We start from the raw sequence: 15,763 nt of genomic DNA on the forward strand, positions 1-15,763 counted from the left end.
GCGGTGGGCTAGCGCTGCACGGTGCCGGTCAGCCGAGCGAGCACCACGAGGAGGCGGTCGACGTCGAACGGCTTCGCGAGCACGCCGGCCACGGCGCCACGAATGCTGGGCTCGCTCACCCCGGAGAGCAGGAGGACTGGCACCTCGACGCCCGCCGCGGCGAGCGCGGCGAGGAACTCATCGCCGGTCATCTCGGGCATCACGTAGTCGAGCAGCACGGCCCGCGGCCGGTCGCCGCGGGCGAGACGATCGAGCGCCTCCAGCGGTCGTGTGAACCCCTGAACGCGGTAGCCCTCGTCGGAGAGCAGGTCCATCAGCGATTCGACGAGCGCGGGGTCGTCGTCGACGATGAAGATCTCCGCGCGCGCGAGCGGCGAGGCGCCGGCCAGGCATGGAGAAGGGCCTGGCGAGCTCATCCAATTCCTCTCGATCGCTGGCCTTTTCGGCGCATGAGACGCGCAAAGGATAACAGACGGCCGCCGCGACGGCATGGGGCATGCCGCGGCGTCGCGTCGTGGCGCCTCCCACGCCGCAGATCTCCACTGAGCTCCGAAACTCGCTCAGGACGGAGTTTTCCTTATCAATTGGGCTTGCCGCCGCGCCGTTGCTTGCAGATCGTTGAGCACCTGATACCCCTGTAAGGTTCCTCCCAGGACGACCCGAGCAGCTTGACTTGGACTGCTTGCGGGTATCGAATTGTGGCCCGAAGGACACTCCAATCCCCCTGTGGTCATCATGGCGGAAACCCCTGCTAGCCCTCGATCAAGCGCGTCGAAATCGCTTCGTAGCGGGATCAAAATGAAAAGCCCGGGTGTTCGTCGAGTTGCTGAAGCTTGACACAAAACACCCGGAGGCTTTTCAGGTGAAGGATCGACGAAATTGGGCCGAAAGTGAAGCGAGAAAGATCGCGCGCCGACTGAAGCCCGTCGAGGGCGGACGCGAGCCGCGTGGAACGGGTCCCGAGTTCGCTGCACGCACGATTCGTTACGAGGCGTCCGACCGGGTTCACGCCATCCCCTGTGGCGGGCTCGGGGCCATTCATCAACTGGCCTGGAAGGTCGGGCTGGTGACCGCGCTCGACACGAGGCTGCCGATCTTGAAGCGCCGGCGCCCGTACAGCGAGGCCGACCATGTTCTCAACATTGCCTATAATTTCCTGTGCGGCGGAGCGGTGCTCGATGACATCGAGGTGCGCCGCAACGACAGGGCGTTCCTCGATGCGCTCGGTGCGCGTACGATCCCGGATCCCACCACTGCGGGCGACTTCTGCAGGCGCTTCGGGGCCGAGCAGATCCAGGGCCTGATGGACGTCGTGAACGACGTGCGCGTCGGCGTCTGGCAGAGGCAGTCGCAGGCGTTCTTCGAGCAGACGGCGCGAATCGACGCGGACGGCTCGCTCGTCGCCACCAGCGGTGAGTGCAAGCAGGGCATGGACATCGCGTACAACGGAATATGGGGCTACCACCCGCTTGTGGTCTCGCTGGCGAACACCGGGGAGCCGCTGTTCGTCGTCAACCGCAGCGGGAACCGACCTTCCGAGGAGAGAGCGCCCGAATTCTTCGCGCGCGCGATCACGCTCTGCCGTCGCGCCGGCTGGACGGACATCCTGCTGCGCGGCGACACGGCCTTCTCGCAGGCCGCGTACTTCGACCGTTGGCACGACGACGGCGTACGCTTCGTGTTCGGGTACGATGCCTACAAGCCGATGGTGGCACGCGCTGAAGGTGACGATGTGAGCGATTATCAAGAGCTCGTTCGCAAGGCCGACACCCTCTTCGAGGAGAGCAAGCGGCGCGCGAAGCAACCACGCATCAAGGAGCAGATCGTCCGTGAGCGCGAGTATCGTAATATGCGCCTCGAGCGTGAGGAGTTGGCGGAATTCGAGCATCGACCCACCAAGGCGGCGCGATCGTACCGCTTCGTCGTGCTTCGCAAGACGATCGTTGAGGAAAGGGGCCAGCGGTACCTGGGACAGACCTTCCGCTACTTTTTCTACGTGACCAACGATCGCGAGATGACGTGCGAGCAGGTCGTCCGCGAGGCCAACTGCCGCTGCAACCAGGAAAATCTGCTCGCGCAATTGAAGAGCGGCGTCCCGGCGTTGCGCGCCCCGCTGAACACGCTCGAGTCGAACTGGGCCTATATGGTGATCGCGTCGCTCGCGTGGTCGCTCAAGGCTTGGTTCTCTTTGCTCATGCCCACGGCGCCGCGATGGCACGAAGCACACCAAGCCGATCGAGAGCGCGTTCTGCGCATGGAATTCCGCTCCTTCGTGCAGCGTTTCATTCTCGTTCCGGCGCAGATCCTCCATACCGGTCGAACTCTCGTCTATCGGCTCCTTGCCTGGCGTCCCGAGCTGCCCATCTTCTTCCGCTTCCTTGATGCGCTCTGACGGCCGGGGCTGCCCGACGCACTGAGGCACGGGCAGCCCGACCGCGAACCCACAACCTCGAACCACGAAACGAGGGATCCTTGACCAGCCGCAGCGACGATCACCGAATCCCGGCTCTCCGGCAGGACGGATCCGCTCGGCGATTCGAGACGGCGGTTCGGCCCATTTCGAGGGTCGCCAAGCGCTTGTTTGAGGGCTAGCAAGCTGCACATTTATCTGATCGACGATCATCCGGTCGTCCGCGAAGGCTTCGCTCGAGCGCTCTCGGACGAGCCCGACATGGTCGTCGTGGGCCAGGCCGGGACAGCAGCCGACGCCTTGCGCGAAACGGCGAGCTGCAAGCCGGACGTGGTGCTTGTCGATCTCAACATCCCCGACCGGGACGGCATCGAGCTGCTCGGGGCGCTGAGAGCGCAGCTGCCGCAGGCGAAGCTGCTCGTGCTGAGCGGCTACGACGACGAGTTCCGCGTCGCCGAGGCGCTGCGCGCCGGGGCGCAGGGATACCTCGTGAAGACCTCGAAGCTCGAGGAGGTCGTCGAGGGCATCCGCCGGATCGCGACGGGCGGCGCGCCGCTGTCCTCGAGCATCGCGGGCGCGGTCGTGCGGGCGATGCGCAAGCCGGCGAGCGAGGGCTCCGGCGGCCTCGACGCGCTGACGCCGCGCGAGCGCCAGGTGCTCCGGCTGCTCGCGGCCGGCGTGTCGACGCGCGAGACGGCCGCGCGGCTCACGATCAGCCCGAAGACGGTGGAGACCCACCGCGTGCGCATCTACGCGAAGCTCGGATGTAAGAGCGCGGTCGAGCTGACCCGCATCGCGGTCCGCACCGGGCTCATCGAGGCGTAGCCCGGCCGCGGTCACGGCGCGGGCGCGCGCCCCCTCTCACTTCGTGGGAGCGGGGCGTTTCGATTTCCGCCTCCCCGGAGGCGCCAAGCTCGCGCTCGCTCGGCGCTTCGCGTCCTCGAGCAGGCGATCGATCCGCACGCCGTCGATGGTGAGCCCATCGATCTTGCAGCCGACGATCGTGACGTCGCGGAGGTCCGACGCCTCGATCCGAGCGCCGCGCAGGCTCGCGCCGGACCACCGGGTCTCCGCGGCGTCGGTGTCGTCGATGCGTGCGCCGCGCAGGTCCACGTCATCGAGCTCGGCCTTCGCGAGGGCGACGTTGTGGAGGCGTGCGCCGCGCAGGTCGACGTCGTCGAGCTCGGCCGCCGCGAGCGCGGCATTGTGGAGGCGTGCGCCGCGCAGGTCGACGTCGTCGAAATCGGCCTTCGTGAGGGCGACGTTGTGGAGGCGTGCGCCGCGCAGGTCGACGTCGTCGAAATCGGCCTTCGTGAGGGCGACGTTGTGGAGGCGCGCGCCGCGCAGGTCGACGTCGTCGAAATCGGCCCCGGTGAGCGTCGATCCATGAAAGCGCTCCGGCCTCGGCGGCTGGACGACCTGGTCCTCCGCGGCGTCCGCGCTCGCCGGCGCGATGGGGGGCTTCTTGACCATGGAGCCATGCTAGCGCTAGGCGCAGGCCGCGCGCTCGCGCCGCCCGGAGAGCCATGAACGCCCACGCCGCCTTCGTGCCCCACCACGCCCTCGTCACCGCGCCCGCCGCGGCGCCTGCCCGCTGGATGCTCGTGCTGCACGGCATCTTCGGCTCCGGCGCCAACTGGCGCACCTTCGTCCGGCGCCTCGCCGACGCCCAGACCGCCGGCGGCGCGCCCGGCGCCGCGGCCCGGCCGTGGGGCTTCATCCTTGTCGACCTGCGGGCCCACGGCATGTCGCAGAGCCCGCCTGCGCCGCACACCATCGCGGCGGCGGCCGACGACCTGCTCCGGCTGGGCGACCGCCTCGGCCTCGATGTCCGCGGCGTCATGGGCCACTCGTTCGGCGGCAAGGTGGCCCTCGCCTACCTCGAGCGCCGGCCCGAGGGCCTCGAGCGCGGCTTCCTCCTCGACGTCGATCCGAGCGCCAGGCCCGCCGGCGAGAGCGGCTCGGAGAGCCCCGACGTGCTCGAGCTGCTCCGCGCGATCCCGCAGCCGATCGCGTCGCGCGAGGCGTTCCTGGAGGCGGTGCAGGCGGCCGGGCTGAGCCGCGGCATCGCCGAGTGGCTGGCGATGAACGTCCGCCGCGACGGCGACGGCTTTCGCATCCGGCTCGACCTCGACGTCCTGAACGAGCTGCTCACCGACTACTTCGCCCGCGATCTGTGGCACGTCCTGGAGGACCCGCCGGCGCCGCCCGGCCCGGGGGTCGAGGCGCGGCGCATCCATGTCGTCCTCGGCGGCAGGTCGGCGTCGATCCCGCCGGCGTCGCGCGCCCGCTTCGAGGCGCTCTCGGCGCGCGCGCCCTGGCTCTCGGTCCACGTCCTCCCGCGCGCCGGTCACTGGCTCCACGTCGACGATCCGGACGGCCTCTTCGACGTGATCCGGGCGGCCCTGTGACCGGCGCTCCCCTGTCCCCGGTGAACGGGGTGAACGGCGCGCGCGCCCCCGGATCCAGGCTTTCCGTCCTGCTGTCCATCCATTATCGGTGAGGGGACCCATGCGCATCGCGTCCTGGAACGTGAACTCCATCCGCACGCGGCTCGAGCAGCTCACGAGCTGGCTGGTCCGCGCCGCGCCCGATGTCGTCTGCATGCAGGAGACGAAGGTCGAGGACGGCAGCTTCCCCGAGGCTGCGCTCTCCGAGGTGGGCTACCGGTCCGTCATCTTCGGCCAGAAGTCCTACAATGGCGTCGCGATCGCCGCGCGCTTCGGCCTGTCGGTGGACGACGTGAAGAAGGGCCTCGACGGCGACGAGGAAGACGTCGCCCGGCGGATGCTGTCGGCCACGGTCGAGGGGATCCGGATCATCAACGTCTACGTGCCCAACGGGCAGGCGGTGGGCACGCCGGCGTTCGCCTACAAGCTCGCCTGGCTGGAGCGGCTCCGGCGCGAGCTCGAGGCGAGCTACCGGCCCGATCAGGAGATCCTGATCTGCGGCGACTTCAACGTGGCGCCCGAGGCCATCGACGTCGCCGAGCCGAAGAAGTGGGAAGGGCAGGTGCTCTTCCATCCGGACGAGCGGGCGGCGCTGGGCCGCCTGATAGAGTGGGGGCTCGTGGACGCGTTCCGCGCCTGTCACCCCGCCAAGGCGGCGTACAGCTGGTGGGATTACCGGATGGGCGCGTTCCGGCGCAACAAGGGCCTTCGGATCGACCTCGCGCTGCTGACGCGGCCGCTCGCCGCGCGATGCACCGATGTGTCGATCGACACGCGCCCGCGGGAGCTCCAGCGACCTTCCGATCACGCGCCGGTCGTGGTGGAGCTCGCGGACGGCGCGGCGCCGCCCGGGGCCGTGCCGGCGGCCTGAGCGCGGCGGGGCGTCAGCGGGGGGCGTCCGCGGCGGCGGCGCTCGCTGACGGCGCGGACGAGGCGGCGGCGCCCGCTGCCGGCGCGGACGCGGCGGGCGCGCTGGCGTCGAGCGGCTTCTTCGCTTCGTCGGCGGCGCACGCCGGGCGGGCGAGCGACTCCTCGATGCAGGCGGCGCGCATCGACGGGGGGCACATCACGCGGATGTGGAAGTGGTCGTTGTGCAGATCGGCGTCCCTGGGGCTCATCATCGCGGCGGCGGCCCGGGTCCGGAGCTCCGCCGGGACGCGCTTCTTCGCGGCGTGGGCGAGCAGCCGCGCCTTCAGCGCGTCGGTCACGAACAGGTACTTGACCCTTGCCTGCCGGTCCTGGAGCAGCGCCTCGACGAGCGCCCAGTTGCGCTTGTCGTCGAACCGCGCCCCGGGGAGGCCGATGGCGTTGCCCCTGTCGTCGAACGCCACGAACCGGTCGGTGCGCAGCGTCCTGCCCTTCGAGTTCACGACGTAGAACCCGACGTCGACGTCGCGCCCCGTCTGGTGGGAGTTGTGCCCGTCGAGCGGGCCCCCTGTCCTGGCCGAGAGATCTCCGACGAGCAGCGCGGAGTCGCCGTGCTTCTTGGCCACCTGGAAGGCGGCGCGCCGCAGGGCCTTCACGAGCACGGGCAGCCCCCATGTCCTGGCGCCTTCGCGCGTCTTGAGGTGCCTCGACGACCGGAGCCGCACCGCGCCGGTCAACCGTCCCCGGTTGGGCGCCCCCTTCGACAGCAGCCTGCGTTCGCCGGCCTCGGCGGCGGTGCCGCCGCGCGCCGCGCGGGAGGTCTCGTCCCGCTTCGCCGCGCGCTTCTTGCTCGCGCGGTCCGCGGCCTTCCCCTTCGCCCCGGCGCTCCGTGCCGCCCGCGCTCCGCCTTCATCGCCGGCCGAGCTCCGGCGCGCGGCGGAGCGCTTGCCCTGCGGGCGCCTGTCCGGCTGCTGCTCCGCCGAGGCCGGCTGTGTGCTCGCCGGGGCGCCCAGGGCCGGCGTCGCGACCGAGAGCGCGAGCGCGAGAAGGAGCGCGGCGACAGGGCCCCGGGAGGCGAAGCAGCGGCGAGAGAGCGGGCGAAGCAACGGCATGACGGGGGCGGACCCTACCCGCGGCGCGGCGGGCAGAGAAATTCTTTCGCGGCCGCGCAGCCGCCGCTGGCGAGGTGAGGCGAGGCGGAAGGCGAGGCCGCGGGGGGCGCTCGGCCGGCTGCGGCAGGTGGAGGTGCGTCGCGCCGCGCGGGCGAGCTCATGGAAGCGTCCGTCCAGGCTCAGCGGCGACGGCGGCCTGAGAATTGCGCGTCACGTCGCTTCATCGCCTTGACACAACGGCACCGGTGCGGTTAGAAGCGTTCCGCGTGCCTCGCCGAGGGGCGCGCAGGAGCGCCCGTAGCTCAGCTGGATAGAGCGTCGGACTTCGAATCCGAAAGTCGCCTGTTCGAATCAGGCCGGGCGTACCGGGCTCAACGGACGACGCAAGCGATCCGGCCAGATCCCGGGACTGTTTCAGAATCCGTCGGTTTGACAACTCATCCGGGCCATTAGCTCAATTGGTAGAGCAGTGGACTCTTAATCCATTGGCTGAAGGTTCAAGTCCTTCATGGCCCACCCGAGATGATTGAGGAATGCAGCCAGCCCGAGAGGCTGGCTGCGACAGCCGGGACAACGGCTGGGACAATGAACCAAGAGCCCGACGATCGACAAGATCGCCGGGTTCTCGACGTTCTGGGGCACGGCCCCAGCCGGTCGTCGTCGAAGGGCGGGCGATCGAGAATCCGGTGGCGGTGAGCTCGCACGTGCTCCCTCGTCCGGCAGCTACTATCGTCGGCGCGATGGCCAAGTCGATCCTCACGCTCCTCAACGAGATCCGCGAAGAAGAGATCGTCCTCCCCGACCTCCAGCGCGACTTCGTGTGGAAGGAGGAGCAGATCCGGCAGCTCCTCGACTCGCTCATGCGCGGGTACCCGTTCGGCTCGCTTCTCCTCTGGAACACGCAATTTCTCGAGGTCGCGTACCGCGAGTTCGTCCGCGACTTCAAGCCGGGGCTGACGCACACGACGAAGGTGAAGCCGGTCGGCAAGAAGATGCGGATGGTGCTCGACGGGCAGCAGCGGCTCCAGTCGTTCTACCTCGCCGTCTTCGGCACGCACGACCATCGCAGGCTCTACTTCAACGTGACGAGCGGCCCCGACGCCGTCGCGCCGGTGAATCCGAACGACGACGACGGCACGGGGAAGAACTACAGTTTCCAGTTCTGGAGAGACGACGCGATGAACCGGCCGAAGCGCTTCGTCCCGGTGGGCGAGGTCCTCGGGTGGAACGTGAACTTCGTCGATGACGAGATCGACAAGGTTGTCGCGGCAGTTCCGCTCGGCGGGGATGATGCGAAGATCGCGCGGCGGAACATCCGCCGCCTCCGGGACGTATTCCACAGAAACGTCCCCGCCGAGACGATCGACGACGACGTGATCGACGCGAAGCAGGCGCGGACCATCAACGAGATCCTCGACATCTTCGTGCGCGTGAACTCCGGAGGCACGGTCCTCACGCGCTCCGACCTGATGTTCAGCCTGATCAAGACCAAGTGGACGCGGGCGCGCGAGTCGTTCGACGGCCTAGCGAGCGAGATCCAGAAGAAAGTCGGCGTCCTTCCGATCGACAAGGACTTCATTATCCGCGGGCTTCTCACCGTCGCCGACGCGCCGCCCTCGTTCGAGGTCGAGAACATCGATCGGCACTGGGACGCGATGCAGTCGAGGTTCGACGTGTTCTCCACTGCGCTCAAGTCCGCGATCGACTTTTGCCGCTCGTCGGACGTACGTCTGCTCTCGGCCAGCCTCATCGACCCCGAGGCCACGCTCTTCCCCGTCATCTACTTCTTGAGCAAACAGAAGAACGGCTCGGTGCCGGACGCCGATCGCACGAGCCTTCGATCGCTCATGTACTTCCTGCTCTTCAACAAGTTCTTGGGCGGGCGCAGCCCCGAGGCGCGCATCCGCTGGCTCCGAGAGGTGATTCAGAAGAAGGCCGGTGGAGCGCTACCCCTCGACGACCTCCTCAACGTCGTCAAGGCCCGACAGCGCCACCACTTCGTCACGACGACGGCCGACATGCTCAACGAGAACTCGCGGCTCGCGCTCAACATCGCGCAGCCGAACGCGGCCAAGGACACGCTGTCCTGGCAGGAGCGCGCCGAGGTGGACCACGTGTTCCCGCAGTCGGAGTACCGGCCGCTCTACGGCGACATGGTCGACGACATCGGGAACCTCGCGTACCTCGGCAAGCTGAGGAACATCCGCAAGAACGCGAGTGCCCCATTGGACTACTTCGCGTCCATCTCGGACCAGGAGCTGCTCGACGACTTCTTGATCGAGGCTCGCTCGCTTCTCGCGAAGGACAAGTTCCCCGAGTTCGTCGAGAAGCGGCGGGCGCTCGTCACGAAGCGCGTGCAGGGCTTCCTCGTACGATGAACTGCTACGCGACGCGAGCCGCGTCTCGCCGAGAGGCTCGTCGCCGGATGGATGCGCCCAGATGGTGTCGGTGACGATCGCCAGACGCTTCGACGTGCTGGGACCGCCAGGGTACTGGCCTGGGCAGTGAACCCGAAAGCCCGACGCTCGCGACATCGTCGGGCTTTCGGTTCCAGCTCAGGTCGACGTCACTTCGGCGAGCTCGGGGATCGCCTCATGCAGTGGCTTCAGGGTGCCAAGGTTGAGCTCGGCGTGGGTCCGGGCCTGTCGTTTGTAGCGGTAGATCATCTGCGACGACTTGTGCCCCGTCCGGTCGGTGATCCATGCCTCGGTCTTCCCGGCGGCGAGGTTCACGGTGACGAAGGTCGCCCGTAGGTCGTGTGCGCGGAGCGGGATGCGTGTGCCGCTCGCCTCGAACAACTGCGGCCGGTGAACGCCCGCCTCCTTCAGGTACGCGCGCAGGTCCTCCGCGGCGCCGAACCTGTTCACGGTGCCGCCAAGGCGGTCGACGAGGACGGGCTTGCTCGGCGCGCGACTGCCGGCGAAGTGCTTCTTCCACCGGCGCAGCGCCTCGACGTCGCCGGGATCGAGCGCCCAGGTTCGCGGCTCGTCCGTCTTGTTCTGGTCGAGGTGAACTGCCCCTCGCTCCAGGTCGAGATCGGACCACTCGAGCGAGAGCAGCTCGGAGACGCGGAAGCCTTCGCGCGCCAGGAGCCCGTAGAAGAGCCGCTTGACGAGCGGAATCGTGCGACAGGCGAGTAGCTTTGCGTCCTCGTCGGAGTACACATACGACTTGGCCTTCGTCGTGTCCGCCTTCGGCAAGAACCCCTTCGGAAGAGGGTTCGCCGACAGCAACTTCGCGGGGTACACGGCGAGCACGAAGAGCCGGTTCACGGCCTGCATCACCTGGCGACGCGAGGCTCTGCTGAACGTAGGTCCGATCGGTGGCAGCGCCTCGAGCACCTTCTCCGCGAGAGTGACACCCGCCGGTCCCTCGAAGTCCGACATCGGGTGATTCCCGACGATCGGGTAGACGTACATCCTGAGCCGCCCCTCGTCGGCGTTCGCGGTGCGCTTCAGCTTGACATGGTCGGGATAGCGGTTGGCCAGCTCGCCGCTCGTCCAGAGCCGCCCGAACTGCTCGAACGTGATGCGCCCTGCGTCGCCCGACACGACCCGGGTGACGGACACGGGCGCCGGCCCGGAGTGCTCGATGTTCTCGCGGAACCAGATCTCGGCGTACTTCTCGGCCTCCGCCTCGGTGGTGACGAGCACGCCGGCGTCCTCGTCGAGGCGGCGGGTACGCCGCTTCCCCTCCGCGTCGTAGTACTTCACGACGAAGCGCTCGCCTTCCCGGTAGACGCGCCAGGGCCGCCGACCGCGGCTGGGCTGCGTCGACGGGGGAGCGGTGGGCGCCGTCGATGTGATCTCTCTAAGCCGCCTGCGCGCCTCGACCTCGTCCGTCGTGCCGAGCGGCACTTCCTCGTTGTTGACGACCGCGGTCCAGACCTTGGAGCGGCCTCGCTGCCGTAGAAGTCGCGACTCGCTGGGCGAGCCCTCCCTCTTCGTGGCCATGAAAATCCCGTCGGCGGCCTCGCTCGGCGAAGCTGCCAGCAGACGCGTCACGCTCGTGGCATCGACGCGCACGGTGTTCGGTCCGATACGGTGGGCGACGAGCCGGCCGGTGTTGATCCACCGACGCACCGTCTTCGTGGCGACGCGCAGAACGCGTGCGACCTCCTCCACCGTGAGGAACTCGGCGCCGTGCTGCACGGCGGGTACCTGCGCGTGGTTGCGCAGGGCGAGCTCTCCGCCTTTCTTATTCCCGCCGCGCCCTCCAGTTTTGCAGCGCGAAGGACGAGGCTCCTCGGCGCACAGCCGCTCCCCGCCGAGCGTCGAGGCATCGGCGTCACCAGCGAGGAGGTGACGAGGAGCGGGGCGATCCATGGCGGCACGCGTGAGGGACGCCGCCACGATGCCGCACCCGTGTTACACCCACGGTGAAGCGCTGAGGGGGGTGGGGGCATCAGCGCTCGGCACCCTGCAACCCGGGCTTCGTTTCCTCCGATGGATTCACGCAAGCGACCGAAGAACGCGCCATCCACCACGCGCAAGCGCAAGCGCAAGGCGCCCGGAAAGGATCCGGCGCAGGCGGTCAGCTCCGACCCCGACGAGCTCACGGCAGACGAGCGCGACCCTGAGCATCCCCTCTCGTTCTTGTCGAAGGAGCGCCGCGGCGTCGTCGCGGGAGAGCGCATCCTCGATCAGCTCGTGAAGCTCATGAACATCGTGCTCGAAGGGTCGAACAATGTCGATGCGGATGCGCGGGAGACCTACCTGACGATCGCCAACGTTGTGCAGGCCATGGTCTGGGTTGCGGCGAGCGCTCCTAACGGCCCCATGCCAGCCGTCGCGAGGAAGGCGCTCGACAGGCTGGAACGCGCTGCCATGGAGGTCATGAGAACCTTCGCGCCCAGCGACGCAGCCCGCGCATGTAATATCTCCGCGGCGAAGCTCGAGAATACCGCGGAATGGCCGTGATCGGGGAACGAAGGTGCATCTTTGCAACCGGGTGAGCCGAGGCCAGCCGACGGCGACGCGGAGTACGTGACGCAGGACGTCGAGCCCGGGGCGCTCGTGGAACAGTGCTCGCTGCTCCGGGTGCTCGTCGGGCTGCTCGCGCTCGGGCCGCCTACGTGAGCGAAGAGGACGGGCTCGACCCGTTCTTCAAGCTCCCGCTCCCTTCTTCACGGCGCCACCCGCCTCGCCTCCGTCGTTTCGTCCACGTCGCGGAGGACGACTTGCCGTGGTTGGTCTTGGTCGAGGTCTCAGTCGCACCGCCATGGTGACCAAGGTGCCGCCCGGATGGAGGAAGTGCGTCAACGCTTCAGCGGCGCCCTACCTCTGATCCACCCTTCGGCGCCCAGCTGATCCACCGCGCCGCCACCTGAGGGCGCCGCCTGCGGCGCTTTCGTGATCCACTTGGGGCGCGCGCCGCGGACCCGGCATGCTGCGTGCACCGTCCACGACGACCCGCCGAGCAAGGTGGATCTCGCGAGAGCGCCGCAGCAGGGCGCGCGGCGGTTGCCACGTGGCAACCTGAGCGAGTGGACGAACTCCACGCCGCGCGGCAGGACCGCTGTCTCGCTGAGAACGCCTGTGCGCCGCGCGGTTGCGCCCTCGACCCCGAGGCGAGTGGGAGCGCCGTCTCGCCGGAGACGTGGTGGCGCCTCGGGGTCTCGGCCGCCCAACTGCGACTGATTGGTCAGTGCAAACCTCGCAGAAAGGTGCGAGGTATGACCAGCCTGTCGCGGTCGAGATCCATGTGCGCGCCGCGCTCGGTGGATCACGAAAGCGCCGCCGTGGATCCACCACAGCGCCGGGGTGGTGGATCTCGAAGAGGCTCCGGATTGGATCAGTCCCGGGGCGCCGCCGAAGGTCAACGTGAGCGCGCTTGCCAATGGCATCGCCGACTCGTTCGACATACCTCCGCGTTGATCGCGACGAGGGAGGACCAATCGGCGCACGGAATGTGGAGCGTCCGGGGCGTATCTCGGCGCTGGCGACGCTCGCGATCACAGAATCCACGCGGCCGACCCAGCTGCGGTCCGTGAGGCCGAGCCTTGACACTCTTGATGAAGCGCACCGCAAGCGACCTCGATGGCTTGTCGAAAGAGCCTCTGCCAGCGAGACGGGCCGGCCGCACCAAGCAGCAGGCTCTGGCGTCTAACCCTTTCGCCGCTGCTCCTCCGCATACACGGCAGCGAAATAACGCTTCGCGACTGCCGGGCTCCGCGAAAGCTCCCTCGCCCAGTGGCGAGACAGCCGCAGGAAATCCGGCCTCCTGAGACCCCGGGTTACCAGCGCCTCGTCGCCGCGGGCCGCCACCTCGGTCGCGACCGCGGCCCAGTTCTCGGGCGTCATCGCTGGAACGGGTCGGAGCGCGTCCTGCGCGCGGGCAAAGGCCGCTGCATAGGCATCGGCGAGCGTCGAAGGATCGTTTTCGAACGCATCGGCGGCGATCCGGCGAGTGTGCTGCGCCGAGATCGCATCCCACTGCGCCGTGGTCAGGCCGAACGCGCGGAGCACGTCCTCCAAGGGATGGTCGCCTTCGGCGATCGCAGCGCCAATCGTGGCGAAGTCCTCGATCCCGACGCCATCGATGTCTGCCGATGGACCAACGTCCCGAACGTGCGCCCCGAGCACGCCGACCACCGCGTCCGAGGAACTCGTTGGGCTCTCGAAAGCCATCGGCATTCTCACGTTACCAGCATGCCGAGCGCATTGTCAACGGGTCCACGGCCCTTGCTCTTGTGCTCGCGTGGGAGCTGATGTAGCATCGCCCCGGCATCATGAACACCGTCAGCGTTCATCTGTCGTGTGATGGTCTGCCCACCGACCTGAACGTCGTCCGTGCACACGGAACGGAGGCGATGAACGCGTTCTCCCGGTGGGACGTGGAGATTCTTTGCACCGATGCGGCGCTCGACCTCGACGCGGCAATCGGCGCATCCGCGGCGCTCGGGCTCGTGGACGACCTCGAGCAGGTCACCCGCACCGTGAGCCTCGTCGTCACCGAGGTCGTGTTCGAGGCCGAGGGGCGTGAAGGTTTCCACTTCCGCGTCAAGCTCGCTCCACCGCAGTGGCTCCTCGGGTTGCGCGCCGGATACCGGGTCTTCGTGGATAAAAACGTCCGTGAGATCGTACAGGCGGTCTTGAACGACGCCGGTTTGGGAGACGGGCAGGTCTGGCGAATCACGGGGCAGTACGTAAAGCGCCCCTACTGCGTTCAGTACGGGGAGACGGAGTGGGCGTTCATCGAACGGATCCTCGCCGATGAGGGGATCTCGTACTGGTTCGACGCCACGGACGACGGCACGGCGCAGCTCGTGTTCGGCGACGATCTCGGCTCGTACGATGGAGTCCCCGGCGGGAGCATCCAGTTCGAGGACGGGAGCGGGATGGTGCGCGGGCGGCACCTGTCGGAGCTTGAGATCGTCGAGGTGATGACGCCGACGGCCGTGCACCTGCGCGAGCACGACGTCCGCGCGCCCGACGTGTTCATCGAGGGCAAGGCAGGTGAAGGGGAGCTCGAATGGTTCGAGTACCCGGCAAGCGTGCTGACCGCCGCGAGCGCCACTGATCGCGCAAGGGCGCGGCTCGAGCAACTCCAGCGCCTGAAGATCCACGCCCTAGCGCACGGCAACTCGATCCGCCTCCGGCCCGGGCGCGTCGTCACCATCGACGGCTGCTCCGACGACTGGATGAACCAGGAATATCTGGTCGTGGGGCTCGAGCACGAGGTGGTGCTCGGCTCGCGCGACGAGCAGCGCCATCACGGCTATCAGGCCCGAGCGCTGCTCGTGCCCAAGACTAGGGCGTTCCGGCCCGATGTGCCGCGGAGCGCGCCGCGCGTCCCGGGGCTCGAGCCGGCGATGACCACGGGGCCGAGCGGCCAGGAGATCCACGTCGACGATCTCGGCCGGGTGAAGGTCCGCTTCGCCTGGGACCGATCCGGCGTTATGGACGACAGGTCTTCGTACTGGGTGCGCTGCCTCCAGATGGGAATGGGCGGATCCATGCTGCTCCCGCGCGTGGGCTGGGAGGTCCCCGTCGGCTACATCGCCGGTGATCCGGATCGACCGTTCGTCCTTGGCCGCATTTACAACGGGATGCAGGTCGTGCCCTACGGCCTACCGGGCGCGAAGGCGACCACCTCGCTCCAGTCGGCGACCTCGCCCGGCGGCGGGACCACCAACGAGATCCGGATGGTGGACAGCGCCGGCAAGCAGGAGATGTTCATCCACGCCGTGCGCGATCAGACGGTGACGGTCGGGGGCAGCGCCGACAGCAGCGTGAGCGTCAACGAGACACACGACGTCGGGCTCTCGCTCTCGGTGAACGTTTCCGGATCGCAGACGCACACCGTCGGCGCCTCGCAAACGGTGAACATCGGCGCGGTGCAATCCACCGACGTGAAGGGAAGCCGCACGGAGATGGTAGGCGGGATGGAGCTCCTCAAAGTCACGGCGAACCGGGTCGTGGAAGTGAAGGGCGCGTACACCGAGCTCATCGGCGCAGCGTACGGCATCCAGTGCAACCAATCGAACTACGAGATCAAGGGCGCCTTCACGCAGCTCATCGGGGCCACGATGAAGACCGTGGCGGGGCTCGGCGCGACCGAGTCCACCGCCGCGGCGCGCACCGAGATCGTGGGCGGGTCCCGCTCGCTCAAGACCAGCAGGGGCACGAGCGTCACGATCATCGGCACGCAGTCGATCACCGCCGGATCGACGAGCGAGAAGGCCGACGCCGGCGTCGAGACGAACACCAAGGTCGCCGGCAAGATCGACGTGGGCGGCGCCGCCACCATCAAAGCCGGGGGGGAGGTTCTGATCGAGGCAAGCTCGATCACCATCGACGTGTCGGGGAATATCAAGGCGCAGGCGCTGCACGTGGGCGGCGGCAAGCTCAAGGCGAAGAAGGGCTCGACGCAGGTGCACGGGACGATCAGTCGACAGGGCGGCTCGAAGATCGGTTGAGCCG

General features: G+C 68.2%; 13 protein-coding genes and 2 tRNA genes. 10 read left to right on the forward strand and 5 right to left on the reverse strand.

The features are described from left to right. Nucleotides 1-8: 8 nt before the first annotated feature. The gene (locus WMF17_RS41865; RefSeq protein WP_437599158.1) at nucleotides 9-416 is read right to left on the reverse strand and encodes a response regulator; all 408 of its coding nucleotides are present in this window, start codon (nucleotides 414-416) and stop codon (nucleotides 9-11) included. Nucleotides 417-862: 446 nt separating this feature from the next. On the opposite strand from WMF17_RS41865, the gene WMF17_RS41870 reads away from it, so the two are divergent. Next, on the forward strand, nucleotides 863-2,392 hold the full coding sequence (locus WMF17_RS41870) for an IS1380 family transposase (RefSeq protein WP_437604211.1): 1,530 nt from the start codon (nucleotides 863-865) through the stop codon (nucleotides 2,390-2,392). Between the two features lie 189 nt (nucleotides 2,393-2,581). After that, on the forward strand, nucleotides 2,582-3,235 hold the full coding sequence (locus WMF17_RS41875; RefSeq protein WP_437646530.1) for a response regulator: 654 nt from the start codon (nucleotides 2,582-2,584) through the stop codon (nucleotides 3,233-3,235). A gap of 36 nt (nucleotides 3,236-3,271) precedes the next feature. Here WMF17_RS41875 and WMF17_RS41880 read toward each other — a convergent pair whose 3' ends face one another. Further along, nucleotides 3,272-3,883 carry a pentapeptide repeat-containing protein gene (locus tag WMF17_RS41880; RefSeq protein ID WP_437599159.1) on the reverse strand — a complete coding sequence of 204 codons (612 nt, stop codon included), beginning with the start codon at nucleotides 3,881-3,883 and terminating at the stop codon, nucleotides 3,272-3,274. 53 nt (nucleotides 3,884-3,936) lie between these two features. On the opposite strand from WMF17_RS41880, the gene WMF17_RS41885 reads away from it, so the two are divergent. After that, on the forward strand, nucleotides 3,937-4,821 hold the full coding sequence (locus WMF17_RS41885) for an alpha/beta fold hydrolase (protein ID WP_437646531.1): 885 nt from the start codon (nucleotides 3,937-3,939) through the stop codon (nucleotides 4,819-4,821). A 100-nt stretch (nucleotides 4,822-4,921) separates the two neighbouring features. After that, on the forward strand, nucleotides 4,922-5,731 hold the full coding sequence (xth, locus tag WMF17_RS41890; protein ID WP_437646532.1) for an exodeoxyribonuclease III: 810 nt from the start codon (nucleotides 4,922-4,924) through the stop codon (nucleotides 5,729-5,731). Between the two features lie 13 nt (nucleotides 5,732-5,744). On the opposite strand, the gene WMF17_RS41895 is transcribed toward xth, so the two are convergent. After that, nucleotides 5,745-6,839 (reverse strand): penicillin-insensitive murein endopeptidase, encoded by a 1,095-nt coding sequence (locus WMF17_RS41895; protein WP_437646533.1) that lies wholly within the window; start codon nucleotides 6,837-6,839, stop codon nucleotides 5,745-5,747. Between the two features lie 291 nt (nucleotides 6,840-7,130). Here WMF17_RS41895 and WMF17_RS41900 point away from each other — a divergent pair. The 3 genes from WMF17_RS41900 (at nucleotide 7,131) to WMF17_RS41910 (ending at nucleotide 9,217) form a co-directional block, all read left to right on the forward strand. Then, a tRNA-Arg gene (locus tag WMF17_RS41900) sits at nucleotides 7,131-7,204 on the forward strand. A 78-nt stretch (nucleotides 7,205-7,282) separates the two neighbouring features. Further along, nucleotides 7,283-7,355: transfer RNA gene (locus tag WMF17_RS41905), tRNA-Lys, on the forward strand. A 224-nt stretch (nucleotides 7,356-7,579) separates the two neighbouring features. Next, nucleotides 7,580-9,217 (forward strand): DUF262 domain-containing protein, encoded by a 1,638-nt coding sequence (locus WMF17_RS41910; protein ID WP_437646534.1) that lies wholly within the window; start codon nucleotides 7,580-7,582, stop codon nucleotides 9,215-9,217. A gap of 177 nt (nucleotides 9,218-9,394) precedes the next feature. Here WMF17_RS41910 and WMF17_RS41915 read toward each other — a convergent pair whose 3' ends face one another. Continuing rightward, a complete protein-coding gene (locus WMF17_RS41915) occupies nucleotides 9,395-11,164 on the reverse strand; it encodes a tyrosine-type recombinase/integrase (RefSeq protein ID WP_437646535.1) in 1,770 nt (589 codons plus the stop codon). Between the two features lie 270 nt (nucleotides 11,165-11,434). On the opposite strand from WMF17_RS41915, the gene WMF17_RS41920 reads away from it, so the two are divergent. Next, nucleotides 11,435-11,758, forward strand: coding sequence for a hypothetical protein (locus WMF17_RS41920; protein ID WP_437646536.1), 324 nt, complete (start codon nucleotides 11,435-11,437; stop codon nucleotides 11,756-11,758). A 21-nt stretch (nucleotides 11,759-11,779) separates the two neighbouring features. Further along, nucleotides 11,780-11,917, forward strand: coding sequence for a hypothetical protein (locus tag WMF17_RS41925; RefSeq protein ID WP_437646537.1), 138 nt, complete (start codon nucleotides 11,780-11,782; stop codon nucleotides 11,915-11,917). A 1,026-nt stretch (nucleotides 11,918-12,943) separates the two neighbouring features. Here the strand turns inward: WMF17_RS41925 and WMF17_RS41930 are convergent. Further along, nucleotides 12,944-13,468: a hypothetical protein gene (locus WMF17_RS41930; protein WP_437646538.1), complete on the reverse strand. Its 525-nt coding sequence runs from the start codon at nucleotides 13,466-13,468 to the stop codon at nucleotides 12,944-12,946. Between the two features lie 101 nt (nucleotides 13,469-13,569). On the opposite strand from WMF17_RS41930, the gene WMF17_RS41935 reads away from it, so the two are divergent. Continuing rightward, the gene (locus WMF17_RS41935) at nucleotides 13,570-15,759 is read left to right on the forward strand and encodes a type VI secretion system Vgr family protein (RefSeq protein ID WP_437646539.1); all 2,190 of its coding nucleotides are present in this window, start codon (nucleotides 13,570-13,572) and stop codon (nucleotides 15,757-15,759) included. Nucleotides 15,760-15,763: the final 4 nt, after the last annotated feature.

This window comes from Sorangium sp. So ce362, from assembly GCF_051519845.1.
GTDB lineage: Bacteria > Myxococcota_A > Polyangia > Polyangiales > Polyangiaceae > Sorangium.

Excerpts from the sequence above, each read along its gene's own strand:
- WMF17_RS41895 (WP_437646533.1), bottom strand. The coding sequence starts at position 6,839 with ATGCCGTTGCTTCGCCCGCTCTCTCGCCGCTGCTTCGCCTCCCGGGGC.
- WMF17_RS41910 (WP_437646534.1), top strand. The coding sequence starts at position 7,580 with ATGGCCAAGTCGATCCTCACGCTCCTCAACGAGATCCGCGAAGAAGAG.
- WMF17_RS41880 (WP_437599159.1), bottom strand. The coding sequence starts at position 3,883 with ATGGTCAAGAAGCCCCCCATCGCGCCGGCGAGCGCGGACGCCGCGGAG.
- WMF17_RS41930 (WP_437646538.1), bottom strand. The coding sequence starts at position 13,468 with ATGGCTTTCGAGAGCCCAACGAGTTCCTCGGACGCGGTGGTCGGCGTG.
- WMF17_RS41935 (WP_437646539.1), top strand. The coding sequence starts at position 13,570 with ATGAACACCGTCAGCGTTCATCTGTCGTGTGATGGTCTGCCCACCGAC.
- WMF17_RS41865 (WP_437599158.1), bottom strand. The coding sequence starts at position 416 with ATGAGCTCGCCAGGCCCTTCTCCATGCCTGGCCGGCGCCTCGCCGCTC.
- WMF17_RS41885 (WP_437646531.1), top strand. The coding sequence starts at position 3,937 with ATGAACGCCCACGCCGCCTTCGTGCCCCACCACGCCCTCGTCACCGCG.
- WMF17_RS41915 (WP_437646535.1), bottom strand. The coding sequence starts at position 11,164 with ATGGATCGCCCCGCTCCTCGTCACCTCCTCGCTGGTGACGCCGATGCC.
- xth (WP_437646532.1), top strand. The coding sequence starts at position 4,922 with ATGCGCATCGCGTCCTGGAACGTGAACTCCATCCGCACGCGGCTCGAG.